The sequence below is a fragment of the Paraflavitalea speifideaquila genome (assembly GCF_032395985.1).
Taxonomy (GTDB): Bacteria; Bacteroidota; Bacteroidia; order Chitinophagales; family Chitinophagaceae; genus Paraflavitalea; species Paraflavitalea speifideaquila.
Map to the genome: position 1 here is coordinate 727,235 of NZ_CP135920.1, position 14,890 is coordinate 742,124.

At 45.4% G+C, this 14,890-nt stretch carries 23 protein-coding genes and 2 pseudogenes; 10 read left to right on the top strand and 15 right to left on the bottom strand.

Translation table 11 applies throughout. The annotated features are described in order from the left end of the window. The first annotated feature begins 7 nt into the window (after positions 1-7). The 4 genes from porL to RS881_RS05175 all read left to right on the top strand — a co-directional run bounded on the left by porL (position 8) and on the right by RS881_RS05175 (position 2,308). A complete protein-coding gene (gene porL / locus RS881_RS05160) occupies positions 8-643 on the top strand; it encodes a type IX secretion system motor protein PorL/GldL (RefSeq protein ID WP_315824362.1) in 636 nt (211 codons plus the stop codon). Between the two features lie 82 nt (positions 644-725). After that, a complete protein-coding gene (locus tag RS881_RS59045) occupies positions 726-974 on the top strand; it encodes a hypothetical protein (protein WP_350340090.1) in 249 nt (82 codons plus the stop codon). Positions 975-1,043: 69 nt separating this feature from the next. Next, on the top strand, positions 1,044-2,045 hold the full coding sequence (locus RS881_RS59050) for a hypothetical protein (RefSeq protein WP_350340091.1): 1,002 nt from the start codon (positions 1,044-1,046) through the stop codon (positions 2,043-2,045). A 14-nt stretch (positions 2,046-2,059) separates the two neighbouring features. Next, on the top strand, positions 2,060-2,308 hold the full coding sequence (locus RS881_RS05175; protein ID WP_315820091.1) for a GldM family protein: 249 nt from the start codon (positions 2,060-2,062) through the stop codon (positions 2,306-2,308). Between the two features lie 120 nt (positions 2,309-2,428). Here RS881_RS05175 and RS881_RS05180 read toward each other — a convergent pair whose 3' ends face one another. Next, a complete protein-coding gene (locus RS881_RS05180) occupies positions 2,429-2,707 on the bottom strand; it encodes a hypothetical protein (protein ID WP_315820092.1) in 279 nt (92 codons plus the stop codon). Positions 2,708-2,712: 5 nt separating this feature from the next. Here RS881_RS05180 and porN point away from each other — a divergent pair. Continuing rightward, positions 2,713-3,377: pseudogene (gene porN / locus RS881_RS05185) on the top strand (type IX secretion system ring subunit PorN/GldN). A gap of 449 nt (positions 3,378-3,826) precedes the next feature. Here the strand turns inward: porN and RS881_RS05190 are convergent. From RS881_RS05190 to RS881_RS61505, 14 genes are all read right to left on the bottom strand, one after another. Continuing rightward, the gene (locus RS881_RS05190) at positions 3,827-4,438 is read right to left on the bottom strand and encodes an MBL fold metallo-hydrolase (RefSeq protein WP_315820093.1); all 612 of its coding nucleotides are present in this window, start codon (positions 4,436-4,438) and stop codon (positions 3,827-3,829) included. A gap of 38 nt (positions 4,439-4,476) precedes the next feature. Then, positions 4,477-4,731, bottom strand: a complete 255-nt coding sequence (locus RS881_RS05195) for a hypothetical protein (protein WP_315820094.1) — start codon at positions 4,729-4,731, stop codon at positions 4,477-4,479. After that, the gene (locus RS881_RS05200) at positions 4,722-4,919 is read right to left on the bottom strand and encodes a penicillin-binding transpeptidase domain-containing protein (protein ID WP_315820095.1); all 198 of its coding nucleotides are present in this window, start codon (positions 4,917-4,919) and stop codon (positions 4,722-4,724) included. The genes RS881_RS05195 and RS881_RS05200 overlap by 10 nt, the downstream gene beginning before the upstream one ends. Beyond that, the gene (locus tag RS881_RS05205) at positions 4,913-6,454 is read right to left on the bottom strand and encodes a penicillin-binding transpeptidase domain-containing protein (RefSeq protein ID WP_315820096.1); all 1,542 of its coding nucleotides are present in this window, start codon (positions 6,452-6,454) and stop codon (positions 4,913-4,915) included. Before RS881_RS05205 ends, RS881_RS05200 begins: the two co-directional genes overlap by 7 nt. Before the next feature lie 9 nt (positions 6,455-6,463). Beyond that, entirely contained in the window at positions 6,464-6,874 is a 411-nt protein-coding gene (rodA, locus tag RS881_RS05210) for a rod shape-determining protein RodA (RefSeq protein WP_315824364.1), read from the bottom strand. Then, on the bottom strand, positions 6,832-7,800 hold the full coding sequence (rodA, locus tag RS881_RS05215; protein WP_315820097.1) for a rod shape-determining protein RodA: 969 nt from the start codon (positions 7,798-7,800) through the stop codon (positions 6,832-6,834). The genes rodA (RS881_RS05210) and rodA (RS881_RS05215) overlap by 43 nt, the downstream gene beginning before the upstream one ends. Continuing rightward, complete coding sequence (locus RS881_RS05220) at positions 7,797-8,678, bottom strand: penicillin-binding transpeptidase domain-containing protein (RefSeq protein ID WP_315820098.1); 882 nt, start codon at positions 8,676-8,678, stop codon at positions 7,797-7,799. The genes rodA (RS881_RS05215) and RS881_RS05220 overlap by 4 nt, the downstream gene beginning before the upstream one ends. Continuing rightward, positions 8,675-9,880, bottom strand: coding sequence for a penicillin-binding transpeptidase domain-containing protein (locus tag RS881_RS05225; RefSeq protein ID WP_315820099.1), 1,206 nt, complete (start codon positions 9,878-9,880; stop codon positions 8,675-8,677). Before RS881_RS05225 ends, RS881_RS05220 begins: the two co-directional genes overlap by 4 nt. A 17-nt stretch (positions 9,881-9,897) precedes the next feature. Further along, positions 9,898-10,194: a hypothetical protein gene (locus tag RS881_RS05230; RefSeq protein WP_315820100.1), complete on the bottom strand. Its 297-nt coding sequence runs from the start codon at positions 10,192-10,194 to the stop codon at positions 9,898-9,900. Positions 10,195-10,435: 241 nt separating this feature from the next. Further along, the gene (gene mreC / locus RS881_RS05235; RefSeq protein WP_315820101.1) at positions 10,436-10,846 is read right to left on the bottom strand and encodes a rod shape-determining protein MreC; all 411 of its coding nucleotides are present in this window, start codon (positions 10,844-10,846) and stop codon (positions 10,436-10,438) included. Further along, on the bottom strand, positions 10,774-11,103 hold the full coding sequence (locus tag RS881_RS05240; protein ID WP_315820102.1) for a hypothetical protein: 330 nt from the start codon (positions 11,101-11,103) through the stop codon (positions 10,774-10,776). The genes mreC and RS881_RS05240 overlap by 73 nt, the downstream gene beginning before the upstream one ends. Continuing rightward, entirely contained in the window at positions 11,048-11,272 is a 225-nt protein-coding gene (locus tag RS881_RS05245) for a hypothetical protein (protein WP_315820103.1), read from the bottom strand. Before RS881_RS05245 ends, RS881_RS05240 begins: the two co-directional genes overlap by 56 nt. Before the next feature lie 94 nt (positions 11,273-11,366). Next, positions 11,367-12,080 (bottom strand): rod shape-determining protein, encoded by a 714-nt coding sequence (locus RS881_RS05250; protein WP_315820104.1) that lies wholly within the window; start codon positions 12,078-12,080, stop codon positions 11,367-11,369. Continuing rightward, entirely contained in the window at positions 12,022-12,390 is a 369-nt protein-coding gene (locus RS881_RS61505) for a rod shape-determining protein (protein ID WP_315820105.1), read from the bottom strand. Before RS881_RS61505 ends, RS881_RS05250 begins: the two co-directional genes overlap by 59 nt. A gap of 663 nt (positions 12,391-13,053) precedes the next feature. Between RS881_RS61505 and RS881_RS05260 the strand changes: the two are divergent. The 5 genes and pseudogenes from RS881_RS05260 to RS881_RS05280 all read left to right on the top strand — a co-directional run. Further along, positions 13,054-13,149, top strand: a pseudogene (locus tag RS881_RS05260) (sigma factor); the annotation flags it as partial. 32 nt (positions 13,150-13,181) lie between these two features. Next, positions 13,182-13,472 (top strand): RNA polymerase sigma factor, encoded by a 291-nt coding sequence (locus tag RS881_RS05265; RefSeq protein WP_315820106.1) that lies wholly within the window; start codon positions 13,182-13,184, stop codon positions 13,470-13,472. Between the two features lie 43 nt (positions 13,473-13,515). Then, positions 13,516-13,923 carry a hypothetical protein gene (locus RS881_RS05270; protein ID WP_315820107.1) on the top strand — a complete coding sequence of 136 codons (408 nt, stop codon included), beginning with the start codon at positions 13,516-13,518 and terminating at the stop codon, positions 13,921-13,923. Then, a complete protein-coding gene (locus RS881_RS05275; protein ID WP_315820108.1) occupies positions 13,920-14,396 on the top strand; it encodes a hypothetical protein in 477 nt (158 codons plus the stop codon). Before RS881_RS05270 ends, RS881_RS05275 begins: the two co-directional genes overlap by 4 nt. 111 nt (positions 14,397-14,507) lie before the next feature. Further along, positions 14,508-14,732, top strand: coding sequence for a hypothetical protein (locus RS881_RS05280; RefSeq protein WP_315820109.1), 225 nt, complete (start codon positions 14,508-14,510; stop codon positions 14,730-14,732). Positions 14,733-14,890: the final 158 nt, after the last annotated feature.

A 14,890-nucleotide genomic window follows, 5' to 3' on the forward strand; every position in this document is an offset into this window, starting at 1 on the left:
CGGCCTCATAACTGAAGCTGTTATCTTCGTGGTGTATGCAATATTACCCCCTCCCGGTTCCGAAATGCATGCTATTGCAGAAGCATTACCCAAACTGGCTGGCGGTGCATCATCAGCAGGAAACCCAGCACTGGATAAAATGGATAAAATGCTCCAGGAGGCTGACATTACGCCGGCTAACCTGAGCAAATTGAGCGATGGCTTTAAGAAATTAGGCACTTCTGTTGACAAGATTGCTGATGTATCGGATGCTGTAAAAGCAACCAGTGATTATTCAGCTAAAACAAAAGAGGCTTCTGCCGCATTGGAAACCATGAAAAATGCTTACCAGGGTGCTACCGCTACCATTACGCATTTTAATCATGCTGCAGACAGTACAAAACAATTCCACGAGCAGGTACAGGTGTTGACCAAGAATTTAGGTTCATTGAATGCTATTTATGAACTGGAATTGCAGGATACCAATAACCACCTGAAAGCGATGAACACCTTCTACAGCAACCTGGCTGAGGCTTCTCAAACCATGAAAGGAAGCGTAGATGATGCCAAGAAAGCACACGAACAAATTGCCAAACTGGCTGGCAACTTAAGCAGCCTGAATACAGTTTACGGCAATATGCTCAGCGCTATGCAAGGCCGCTAAAGTAAAGGGTTATTAAAATCCTGTATCCATGAACCAAAGAAGCTCCCTAAAAAGAATTGTTTAAACTGAAAAACCTAAATCTATGGGTCTACCCAAAGAGCCCCGACAGAAGATGATCAACATGATGTATTTGGTGCTTACAGCCCTGCTGGCACTAAATGTATCATCAGAGATTCTCAATGCCTTTAAAGTTGTAAATACCAGTATTGCCAATTCAAATGCGGTAATTACTGAGAAAACCAACCTTACTTATACTTCCTTTTCTGAAAAATTAAAGGACCCCAAACTAAAGCGAAAGCTGAGATTTGGGCACCTAAAGCCGAACAGGTAAAAAAAAACTGTCTGCTGACCTGTACACCTACATTGAGAACCTCAAGCTGGATATGAAGAAAAATCCAAGTTGGAGATCAAAGATGGTGTTGAACATTACTCTGAAGACAACCTCGATGCCCCTACCGCTTTAATGGACAAAGAAGGAAAAGGTAAAGAATTGTACGACAAGCTGACCGCCTATAAAACACAGGTGATCGCTGTACTCAATGCTGATGAATTTAAAGACAATCCCTCTTTGCAGGCACAGATCAAAAAGGATATTGAAGGTTTCCAAAAGTCAATTCCTATTAACATGAATGTGCCCAAAAGTCAAAGTGGTAAAGAATACAGCAATGATGCAAAAGGCTGGACTACCAATTACTTTCACATGACGCCTACGGTAGCTGCATTAACTATCCTGAGCAAATTTCAGAACGATGTAAAAGGTTCTGAATCTCAAATGGTAGATTATCTGCACAACCAGATTGGTACGGTGAAGATCGTATATGATGAGTTCCAGGCTATTGCTACTTCCAATACTACTTATGCCATGCCTGGTGACGCTATCGAGATCACTGCCGGGGTAGGTGCATTTAGTGCCGCAGCCAAACCTAAGATATTTATCAATGGTCAGGCGCAGACATTAACTGCCGAAGGTACTGCCGTCTTCAAAACAACTGCCAGTGGTACTGGTAGCCATGGTGTAGACGTTCGTATTGAGTATGCTAAACCTGATGGCTCTATAGCCACTGTTAATAAGAAACTCAACTATACAGTAGGTGTTCCTTCAGGAGCTTCTGTGTTCCTGGAAAAAATGAACGTACTGTATGTAGGCGTTGAAAACCCGCTCACCATTTCTGGTGGTAGTGTAGGTAGCGAAAAAGTAAGAGTTAGTTTCTCTGGTGGAGCCCCGGTTAACAGAAAAAGTGGCGATAGCTACTTTATCAAGCCCACTGCTCCTGGTTTGGCTAAGATCACTGTAGTTGCCGACGGTAAGCCATTTGAGTTCCCTATGCGGGTTAAATTCCTGCCTCCTCCTACAGCCTTTGTAGGTGCTAAAAAGGCGGTAATATTTCTTCTGCTGAGCTGAAAGCCATTGGCGCTGTGATTGCAAAACTGGATTCTGACTTCGAAGCTCCTTATAAGGTAGTGAGCTACCGGGTAGGTGCAGTAGGTGGTCCCATCCAGATCTATGACGAAAAGGTAAACACTGGTAACCGCTGGTCGGGAGCTGCAGAAGCGCTGATCGGCCGTACTGGCCCTGGTACACGTGTATTCTTTGATCAGATCAATGTTATTGGTCCTGATGGAAGGCAACAAGAGATCCCAGGTTTGCAGTTCACGCTTAAATAATAACATTTTAAACAACAGGGATAATGAAGAACCGTATTATCAAATTGTGTTTGTTGCTCACAGTGATGGCATTTGCTACTGTTGAAGTCGATGCGCAGGTGAAAAAGCCTAACAGGCCAGCTAAAAGCGGGCAGCTGCTACTAAGCCTAAAGGTGGTAATGCCAGCAGGAATAACAATGCTGAGAACAATGCAGCAGCCATTGCACCTCCCAAGGTGGATACTGTTAAGCCGGCGGCTCCTCCTGCGGAAATAAAATTGGCTACCATAAAGCGGTCATTGCGCAATGACAATGCCATTGAGCGGAACCTGGTGAAAGACCGGATTCCCTTAGCTATGAGCACATTCGCGAAGATGATGCGGCTTATCTGCAGCGTGTATGGAGAGAGATCGATGTACACGAAAAATGAACCTGCCTTTTATTTACAAGGCAGATGGTGACCAGGGTAACCAACGGTTCATTAATATTTTGCTGGCCGCCATTAAAAACGACAGCATTACTGCCTTCTCTTCCGAAGATGACCGGTTTACCACTCCCATGACCTACAGCCAGATTTCTGAACAGCTGGTTGCCAAGCCAAGGATCATTTCTGTACCCGATCTTAATCAGGATCCAGATGGTTCTAAAGGCATCATGAGGGATACAACCATCATCGAGGAATTTAATCCCGATAAAGTTGAAAGATATTGGATCAAGGAAGACTGGGTATTTGACAAGGAGTCTTCCAGAATGCATGTGCGGATCCTGGGTATAGCTCCCCTGAAAACAGTAACGAATGAAGACGGATCTTTCCGTGACGTAACGCCTGTTTTTTGATCTACTATCCCGATCTGCGGCCTATTTTTGCCAAACATGAAGTGTATAATGGTAAAAACTTTGGCGCCCGCATGAGCTGGGAGGAATTGTTTGAAAGCCGGATGTTCGCCAGCCGGATTATTAAATCTACGATCAGTAATCCGAACGACGAATTCATTAAATCATACATTAAAGACCCGATCCTTGCTTTGCTGGAAGGCGAAAACATCCGGGAGAAGATCTTTAATTATGAACAAGATCTCTGGTCCTATTAAATTTAATGATAATATTTAATTGAGGCACCGTAGTTTTACGGTGCCTTTTCTTTTTAATTACAGGAAGTACGTAACCCCTAAAAATGAGGACAATTCTGGGCAATCCTGGAGACAATTTTTTTTTAAAATACCCACTATCAGGTATTGTTTTGTGGGTATGATTCACTATTTTTACAATGGTTTTTCATAGGATATTGGATTTTAAAAACGGGGCTGGATTTCTATCCGGGCCCCTTTTTTATTATATCCATTTATCATATATCATTGTGGTTTTTACGAGATATAATTGCGGAATTCACTATCATTTATTACGCGCTCATGTACTCTAAAAACGCCATACTGGATTCTTTACATCATGATAAAAAGAAAGGTCCATTTCTCTTCTTCTCCCTGTTTCCACCATTGCTGACGCAATTCCATACATTTCTTACCATCAAAATCATACTTAGCTACAAAGCGGCTGCGCATTTGCTGTAGTTGAGGGGCATCATCACCGCCAAAAACACCTTTTCGCCACCATCTACTATCCAATATACCTGGTGCCAGGGGCTATGAGCCGCTGTAATTTCATATTTGATGTATCCATCAATAACTCCATTGCCATCCAGCCAGGTAACCTGTGGGGCATTACGTAGTGATTCAAGCTCTTCAGGTATGTAGGATGGAAAGCCTTTCTCGAAGGCAAATTCAAATTCCTTTCGTTGGATATAATATTTAGCCTGTGGAAAGCTCAACAGGGCCGAGGTGAAATCGGGATTGCTCACACCACCTGCATGATCTTTATGAAGATGGGTCATTAATACTTTTGTGATCTCGGAAGGATTAATGCCATTAGTGATCAGGTTTTCATGAAGCTGAAGTTTGCCGGATGCTGTGGTGAATCCCAGACCTGTATCCAGCAGCAGCACATCTTCAGAAGTAATCACCACAAATGGCTGTACTTCTACCAGTAAACTGCCGGTGGGTCTTTGTTGCAACTCATCCGAAGAGAGATCAAAAGGTACGAACAGCTTTGATTTGTCGATTGTGAAAGTGCCTTCGCTAAGTGGAATGATTTTCATCCTGCAAAGTTGCAGGTATTTTTTTATTGTAGTACGATTTAGCGCCTGGTGGTGTATTTGCGAATATAATTGCTGTCATTCGTCATTTTAAACCACCTTCTGGCGCGTAATGAATCTTCCTTGTATTGTAACCTTGGCAGGTAAAAAGGAAGGAGGTTTGTGCCTGCAAGGCGGTCCACTTCTTTGAGCCGCTCGGTTCTTAAGGTATCGGTTAAATATTTTTCAACCATTAAAGAAGCGATGGGTGCTGCATAGGCAGCACCTGTGCCCCCATTCTGGATCACTACCGCCACGGCAATGGTAGGATTTTCACGGGGGCAAAACACACAAACATAGAATTGTCTTTCAGCTCAATCACCTTCCCATCCAATACCATTTTGTTTTGGGCCGTACCGGTTTTGGCGCAGATATTAATACCGGGTATCCTGGCCACCCTGGCTGTTCCCAGGTCTACCACATCCTGCATCCCGCTGATCACCACTTCATATACATTGTCAGGAATATGGGTAAGTACTTCGTGTTTGGTGCGGTATTTTTCAGCAAAGCTGTGTCTTTAACGGTTTCGGCTTCCAGCGATTTTACAAAATGAGGGATATAATAGAATCCCTTATTGGCTACAATACACATGGCATTGGCCATTTGCAAAGGCGTGATGGTCATTTTATCCTGGCCAATGCCGAGGCCACCGCCGGTCATCGTACAGGAGTTCCATGATCCGCGATATTCTTTATCGTATTGGCTGGTATCGGGAATATTACCTCCGTCTTCGCTGGGCAGATCAACCCCTATGCGATGGCCCAATCCAAATGCGGTCATATATTCTTTCCATTTGGTAAGCCCTTTCCGGGCATCGTGGTATTGGGGATTGTCGATCGTTTTTTTGAGCACTTCAGAAAAAAAGGAGTTACAGGACCAGGCAATGGCCTGGCGTAGGTTGGTGGCATGGCCGGCCCATTTTTCCATGCACTTAACAGGTCTGTTACACCCAAAATAGGCTCCATGGCAATCATAGCCGCTGGCAGGTGTAATAAGCCCTTCTTCCAGAGCTACGAGAGCACCTAAAGGCTTGTACGCTGATCCGGCAGGATACTGTCCTTTAATAGCCCGGTTAAACAAGGGGCTAGCTACATCCAACGCCAGGTGACTATAATTCTTTTGTTTATTGGGACCGGTAAGGCTGTTGGGATCATAGGTAGGTCCAGAGGCCATGGCCAGGATGCCGCCTGTTTTTGGATCCAGGGCTACCACTGCACCCAATTTATGGTCGATGAGTTTTTCGGCCAGTTGCTGCAGTTCCATGTCGATATAGGTGTGCAAGTTACGGCCAGCAATAGCGGCTGTATCAAATTGGCCGTTTTCATAGCTACCTACCAGGCGGTTGCGGTTGTCCTTGATCATGTGTTGTACCCCGCGCTGGCCCATCAAAACCGATTCATAGTAAGATTCCAATCCACTTATACCTGTATAATCACCCATTCTATAATAGCCACGTGAACGTTTGATGATCATTGAATCGGCTTCGCCGATATATCCCAGGATTTGGGCGGCGGCATTGAATGGGTAGGTGCGAACTGGCCGTTCTACGAGGGCAAAGCCAGGGAACTGCCAGATACTCTCTTCCAGACGGGCATGTAATTCGGGTGTGAGCAGGTCTTCAAAAATAGACGGGCGGTAAGGGCCATTCTTAAAGCGGGCATCCAGCATTCGCTGCCTGTATTCAGCAGTGTCGATACCCAATATGTCACAAATACCAGCTACGTCTGTTTGTTTTGCCTCCTGAGGGGTAACTACCAAATCATACATGATGGTGTTATTAAGGATGGCCCTGTTCTTCCGGTCGAAGATGATGCCCCGGTCGGGGTATTTTACTTTAGGAAAAACAGCATTGTCCATGGCCAATTGCTGGTATTTGCCTGAGAATACCTGCAGGTTAAGCAGTTGGGCTACAATAATAAGGAATATCCCGAGGAAGATCACCCGGAGAATATTGCTACGGGATTGGTTGAAGAGGGCCATGGAGTTTTTTTATCGCAAAACCATTTGCCTGTCGGCATCAAGTCGGATCAAGATGAATAACATGGTGGAGAAAGTGAGCAATGAAGTACCGCCATAACTTATAAAAGGTAATGGGATACCGATTACGGGAGCCAAACCTATGGTCATACAAATATTGATGGCAATATGAAAGAAAAATACGGAGGCTACGCCATAGGCATAACACCGGCTGAATACGCTTCGCTGTCGCTCGGCAATGTTTACGATCCGTAGTAATAGGAAGAGATAGATACCCAATACCAGGGTGCAGCCTAAAAAACCAAAGCCTTCACCAATGGTGCAGAATATGAAGTCGGTACGTTGTTCCGGAACAAAGTCAAAGCGGGTTTGGGTACCCTTTAGGAGCCCTTTTCCTTTAAAGCCACCACTACCAATGGCAATTTTACTTTGACGTACGTTGTAGTCGGTGTCTTTTTACTGGTAGTGGGAGCTTCTTCTCCTTCTACGGTGTTGAGCTTGGCATATGGGTTCTCTTTACCAATCAGGGAGAATATACGTTCTACCTGGTGTTTTTGCAATACTTTGGTAAACAGGAAGGGTACTACAAATACAATGGTTATGATACTTAGACCCCATATAGCAATGACGGACAGGAGTAATTTTCTTTGACGTTTGATCTGCTTGCGCATGAAATAGATCATGGTTACAGCAATGGCCGAAAGAACAAGGGCTAAAATGATCTTATCTACCAGCAGGGTCGCCACTACCAGTACACCGATAGAGAAACCTGCGATCAGGTAGCCAGCGGGAAAACCTTCGCGGAACATGACCAGGAAGAAGGCAAAGAATACCAGGGCGAGGCCTGTTTCTTTTTGGGCAATGGTAATGGCGGCAGGTACCAATATGATGGCCGATGCAATGAGGTGCGAACGGGGTGTGCTGAAATCTGTTTCTACCCGCGATAAGTACTTGGCCAGGGCCAGGTTCACAAAGACTTTCATCAGTTCGGCTGGCTGCAGGTTAAATCCTCCCAGGCGTATGATGGACTCGGTACCTTTAACTTCGGTATGAAAGGGGAATACCAATAAGAGCAGGAAAATACCTACCGCATACCATATATTGGCGGTTGCCGTAAAGAACTTACTATCTGTGAGTAGTATGAACAAGCCGAGTGTTAGCGAGCCAAGGAAAAAATAGAATTGCTTGCTATAGTCGGTTTTGAATCCGATAAAGCTCTGCACTACACTATCTCCTTCGCGCCAGGTGACTGAGAAAATGCTTAACAGGCCGATGGCTACCAGGGCCAGGTAAAGCCAGATAAGGACCCAGTCAACTCCTTTGGATATAGCAGGATTTCGTTGGCTCATACCAATTTATGCGGTAAGGTTTTTAATGAATAATCTGGGATCGGGTATAACAGCGCCAAGTGAATGCCGCACGGAAGATTTCGATTCTTTAGACCTGGGAAAAGGAGGTCGCGTCCGTTCCCGCTGGAACTTTTTATTGCGGAGCTGTCTCTGTACCGTTGCAACCAGTTAGAGGCCCTGGCCGAATCTTCGATGTACTGCAGATAGGGAATATAGGAAGGCATGAGGCTGGAATGAGCTATCCTGTCTACTTCCTTCAGTCTTTCGGCTGGTAGACTGTCTTTCAGGTATTTTTCCAGCATGAGGCCTGCAATGGGGGCGGCCCAGGTATTACCAAAGCCACTGTTTTCAACTACTACGGCCAGTGCAATTCTAGGATTTTCCCGGGGTGCAAAGCAAACGAATACTGAATTGTTTTCGAGTTTAATGCGCTTGCCCTGGATGATACGGTATTTTTCGGCCGTACCGGTTTTACCACAAATGGTGATGCCGGGTACTTTTGCCCTGGAAGAAGTGCCTTCAATTACCTGCTGCATACCGCTGTGTACAGCTTCGTAAGCTTCATCTGAAATTTGGGTCAATACTTCATGCTTAGCCTTGAATTTATTGAGTATGGTATCGTTGGCGGTTTGTCCGTCGATTTGTTGTACAAAATGCGGGGTATAATAATATCCTTTATTGGCGATGATACAGATAGCATTGGCCAATTGGAGTGGGGTAGACTGCATCATATCCTGACCGATGCCCAAAGTAAGATTGGTACAGGAGTTCCAGGATCCGCGATAAACGGTATTGTAGCGGGATGTATCGGGAATCAGGCCAGGCAGTTCGCTGGTAAGGTCTACGCCCGTGCGTTGTCCAAGGCCAAAGGCATTCATGTATTCCTTCCATTTTTCATAACCTTTTTAACGCCCCTGTATTGGGGATTGTCAACAGCCATTCTGTATACCTGTACAAAATAAGAATTACAGGAGTTGGCAATGGCTAAACGGAGGTTGGCCGCATGCCCGGGATTGCTGTGTGTACAGGCTGGTTTACCATGTCCACAACCGAAATAGCGGCCGGGGCAAGGATACCCATAAGACGGAGTGATCACCCCTTCATCCAGGGCCACCAGGGCGCCCAGGGGTTTAAAAGTAGAGCCTGGTTCATAATTACCCTGAATGGCTCTATTCAACAAGGGGCCAGCCACATCAAGCGTCAGTTGACCATAGTTCTTTTGTTTATTGGGGCCGGTAAGGCTGTTGGGGTCATAGGTTGGGCCAGAGGCCATGGCGAGGATGCCGCCAGTTTTAGGATCGAGGGCCACAACGGCGCCTACTTTATTGTTGATAAGCCTTTCGGCCAGTTGCTGCAGGTCCATATCGATGGAGGTGCGCAGGTTACGGCCTGCGACGGCGGATGTATCAAAGCGGCCGTTTTCGTAGCTACCTACCAGGCGGTTGCGATTATCTTTGATCATGTACTGTACCCCACGTTGGCCCATCAGTACAGATTCGTAGTAGGATTCCAAACCACTGCGGCCCACATAGTCACCCATTCTGTAAAATCCACGTGATCTTTTGATGATGGAGGAATCGGCTTCTCCGATATAACCTAAGATGTGGGCTGCAGCATTGAATGGATATACGCGTACAGGCCTTTCAACCAGGGCAAAGCCAGGGAATTTCCAGATGTTTTCGTCCAAGCGGGCATGTAATTCGGGAGTGAGCAGATCTTCAAAAATAGAAGGGCGGTAAGGGCCGTTCTTAAAGCGGGCTTCCAACATTCGCTTCCTGTATTCGGCGGTGTCGATTTCTAATATTTCACAAAGGCTGAAAGTGTCAGTCTGTTTGGATTCGTTGGGGGTAACCACCAGGTCATACATGATGGTATTGTTGAGGATGGCCCTGTTCTTCCGGTCGAAGATGATACCGCGATCGGGGTATTTTACTTTGGGAAAAACGGCATTGTCCATGGCCAGCTGCTGGTATTTACCTGAGAATACCTGCAGATTGAGTAGTTGAACCAATACAATGAAGAATATACCCACGAAGATGAGCCGGATTATATTGCTGCGTGATTGGTTAAATAGCGCCATAGGATAGCAGGGACTGGTTAAGCGGTATTGGTCCTGAATTTTTCTTTACGGTAAAACAGTAATTCGGTGATCAGTATTAACAATAAACTGACACCGGTAGTTGCCAGTACTTTACCGAGGAAGTACCAGAAGGAGCCAAATTGGATCCATTCCAAAATGACAAGCCATGTATTGTGCAGCAAGGTTAAAATAAGGATGTAGGTAGCATAGGGAGCTAATCCCATACTGGTAATGGAAGGCGATTTATAGTTTTGTTCTGCACCTTCCTGTGGTATCAGGATATTGATCAGAAAAGGGCGGAGGTAGGCAATCAATACACAAGGGGCGGCGTGCAGGCCTGGAGTGCTGGTAAAAAGTCGAGTGTAAGACCAAAAGAAAACCCACCAGGGTTAAGGTTCCGCGGGAGATCCTGAAAGGCAACCACAGGATGTATAGAAAATAGATATACGGTACTACAAAGCGGTGTATGGGAGGTATTTGAAATAATACATACACCTGGATGAATATGAATAAAGCGAAGCGGATTATATTTTTAACTAGATCACTCATTGGTTTTTATTTGATCCTCCAGCTTTTTTGCTCATCCTTTTGCAGGTTTTCTACTACGGTTGCATGCTCTAAGTTATAGAAGTCGGTGGCTGTTTTCAATTTAAGGGTGTAGAAATTACTGGATTTGTCGTCCACTATTTCTGCTACTGTACCGATCATGACTCCCTGGGGATAGCGGCTGGAGTATTGGCTGGTAATAATGGTATCTCCTTTATTCACCTGCATACTTTTGGGCAGGTTGGTCATGGTGAGGTAAGAAGGGTTGAGGCCATCCCAAAAGATCTGGCCTGTTTCACCGCTCTTTTTCAGTTTACCGCTTTGGCGGCTCTGGCTGTGGAGTAAGCTCATAACAACAGCCATGTTCTTACTGGTAAAGACGACGGTACCGGCCACGCCGGAGGGGCTGAGAACGCCCATATCTCTTTAATGCCTTGATTTTCGCCGCGATGGATGGTAAAGTAGTTATTTTGGAAATTAACTGAGTTATTGATCACCTTGGCAGCGCGGAAAAGGTATTTGCGATAGTGGCCCAGGGTATCATAGGCAATGGTGTCCTGTTGAATGCGTTGGGTGGTATCGGGACCTTCGAAATTCTGACGTAACTGGTTGCGTAGTTGCTCATTTTCCTTTACCAGGGCTTCGTTGGTCTTTTTTGAGCTTAAAGTAATACTCAATGTTGTTGTATTTTTCATTGATCCGGCCTGTTACCTCATTGGCTACGCCCATAAAGGCAGCTTCATGGAAGCGATTGTAATGGAACAGGATATACAATGCCACCAGTTGCATCACCATGAAGAACAGGAAGTTAAAGTACCTTCTGATGAAGAGGAAAATATTACGCACCTGATGTAGAGTTTTTCAATTGAAAGGTTAAAGGTCGATAAGTTGAAAGCTGGCAAAAAATGCCTTTCCCGTTCACCTATCAGCTTTTCACCTATTATCGCATTACAAATGGATAGTGTTCATAGTTCTTTAAAGCCAGACCGGTGCCGCGTACCACGCTTTTCAGGGGATCGTCGGCCACATGTACCGGTAATTTGATCTTTTGGCTAAGTCTTTTATCCAGGCCGCGCAGTAAAGCGCCGCCGCCGGTGAGGTATAGACCACGGCGGTAGATATCTGCTGCCAGTTCGGGAGGGGTCATTTCCAGGGCTTTCAGGATGGCCTCTTCGATCTTGAAGATGCTTTTATCCAGTGCTTCGGCAATTTCCTGGTAGCTTACCATGATCTGTTTGGGGATACCGGTTACAAGGTCACGGCCATTAACGGGGATATCATCGGGTGGGTTGTCGAGGTCTTTCATGGCGGCGCCGATATTGATCTTGATCTGCTCGGCGGTGCGCTCACCGATGAGTAAGCTATGGTAACGGCGTAAGGCTTCCATGATATCGGCGGTAAATTCGTCACCAGCGATACGGATACTTTGGTCACAAACGATACCTGCCAGGGCTATTACGGTAATACCGGTAGTACCACCGCCAATGTCGATGATCATGTTACCAACGGGTTCTTCCACGTCAATTCCGATACCCAGTGCCGCTGCCATTGGTTCGTGTAAAAGGTATACTTCTTTGGCGCCTGCCTGTTCGGCACTATCGCGAACAGCGCGTTTTTCTACTTCGGTGATGCTGGAAGGGATGCATATCATCATGCGCCAGCTCGGGGAAACAAAGGTTTTTGGGATAGATCATTTTGATCATCTCCCGAATCATGAGTTCGGCGGCATTAAAATCGGCAATTACACCATCCTTCAATGGGCGAACTGTGCGGATACTTTCATGGGTTTTCTCGTGCATCATTAAGGCACGCTTACCTACTGCCAGTACGGTTTTGGGGTTATTTCGATCCAGGGCAACGATGCTTGGTTCATTTACTACAACTTCATCGTTATGGATAATGAGGGTATTGGCTGTACCCAGGTCTATGGCAATCTCCTGGGTAAAAAAGTTGAATAAGCCCATTTTAAAAGGTCAGATTTTTGGATATGAATATAATGCCTGCAAAATTGATGCAAATAATCCGAATTAACAAAGTGTAACCCTTACCAGAACAGTATTTTTTCAACATCTGTGAATTCTGTTGCAGTTGCCTTCACTACTACTTCGGCTGAGATCGATCTTTTGAGAATTGCGGTTGCCTGCTGTTGCACTAACGTTCGATATCACTGATAATTGTTTTGTCCAGTTTATTTCAAACATTTTTTGTGCATCACCAGGTTAGGGAGTCATCAGGCAAAAAAGGTACCAGAACAAAAAGGGATCAAGGTAAAGTAGCAGTTAAGCGCCGGATTAGCTTTGAATAACATACGATCCCGGGATGTTGTTTGGGTTGGGGTGCAATCTTTGTATCTCTTACCTGGAGCGGGTTCTCTGCGCTTCATGTAGAACCCGCTTACCACGTGTAAGGTATGCAAATACTTTCTTAAAGTATCTGTACGTTTTAAACCAAATGGGTTAATTTTAATCGAATTCATATTACTAACCAACCATAAATGCTAACCTATGGCGGTTACTACTCAAGACAGTGAGTTGCTGGTTCAATTCAGGGATCCTGCTACCAAAGAAAGCGCCTATACATCCATTATCAAGAAATACCAGGAAAAGCTTTACTGGCATGTACGTCGTATGGTGATTGATCATGAAGATGCCAATGATGTGTTACAAAACGTGTTCATCCGGGTATGGAATGCATTGGAGAATTTCAGAGAAGATTCACAACTCTATACCTGGCTTTACCGGATTGCGACAAATGAATGTCTCACTTTCCTGGAGCAACAGAAAAACGGGCTGCAGTGCCCCTGGGCGACGTGGAAAGCGGGCTGGAAAACAAGATCAAGGCCGATAAGCATTTTGATGCCTCCAAATTGGAATGGAAGCTGCAATTGGCTATCCAGCAACTGCCTGAAAAGCAGAGAATTGTATTTAGCTTGCGGTATTATGACGAAATGCCTTATGAAGAAATGTCCAAAGTATTAGAAACCTCGGAGGGTGCATTAAAAGCCTCTTACCACCATGCGGTAAAAAAATTGAGGATTATATACTGAACCATTAAACTTCCATTAACAAAAAAGGTCTCATATTGAACTCATGGATCACAGTGTCAACATATTAAACGAGTTACAGGCAATCAGTCCCGAGGTGGCCCGGATCAACCGGGTATTGCTTTATCAGGCGCCACCCGGCTATTTTGCCGACCTGGCTGCACAGGTAATGGAGCGGATCAGGGCTGGGGATGAAGCACCTGCTTTGTCGCTATTGGGACAAGCAGGTAGCAACCCTTATTCGGTGCCGGCCGGTTACTTCGATCAACTGGCTGATAACCTACTGATGCGGGTAAAGTCAATGGATAGTACGCTGACTGTGGGGGAAGAGTTATCTCTACTTTCTCCCTTATTGAGCAAGCTGGATAAAAACTACCTTTTGAAGCTCCTGTCGGTTATTTTACTGAACTTACGGAACATGCAATTTCGGGCGCCAAGGCCATTGATTTTGTGAATGAAGAGTTGGAAAACCTGCCGCCTGTACTGGCAGCAATCCGGAATAAACCTGTTTTTGAGGCGCCTGCCGGTTACTTTGAAGGGTTACCCGACCAGATATTGAGCCGGGTAACAAGGGAGGGAGTGCCTGCTAAAGTAGTCTCCATCCATTTCGGGCGTAAGTTGATTCGTTATGCCAGTGCTGCTGCTGTACTAGGCCTGGTGGTGATGGCTGCCTGGTGGTTTACCGGCAAACAAGGGACTGTCTCGAAGAATCCTGTAACAGCCAAAGTGGCAAATATCTCTGAAGAAGAGCTGCAGAGCTATCTGGAGAATACAACTGTAGCAGTGCCTGTTGATTTATTAGCGTCTAATGGCAGGCCGGAACTGGATGTCAGTGATGTGCGTGATCTGCTACAAAATGTATCAGATGAAGAAATCCAGAAATACGTTGAACAAAACCTGCTCACCAATCAAACTGGTACGAACTAATTTTATTACGATCATGAAAAAGTTATTATTAATAGCAACCCTTTTCTTAACCATTGGTTCGGCTGTGCTGGCGCAGGATGAAGGCGATGATAAGAAAAATCAAGGGGAAGGGTGGAAGCGTTAAAGATCGCCTACCTCACGCAAAAACTGAACCTGTCTACTGAAGAGGCGCAGCGTTTTTGGCCTATTTACAATAAATACGCAGCAGAGATCCGTAAAGTGCGGGTAGATGGCCGGTTGAATAAAGAGGATGAAATAGAGATTGAAGAGAAGCTGCTAAATATCCGCAAAAAGTACAATGGTGAATTCACAAAGGCCCTTTCGGCCGAAAGGTAAATGCCTTTTTCAAGGCCGAGAAAGACTTTGGTACTGTTTTGCAAAAGGAACTGATGGAGCGCCGGCAACAAAGGCAGGAAAAAGCGCAATAACTAATCAATCTGGTACTTACTTAGGTGTTTTTTATAGGTTAGCATGGCCGGCTCTGTTAAGGGCGG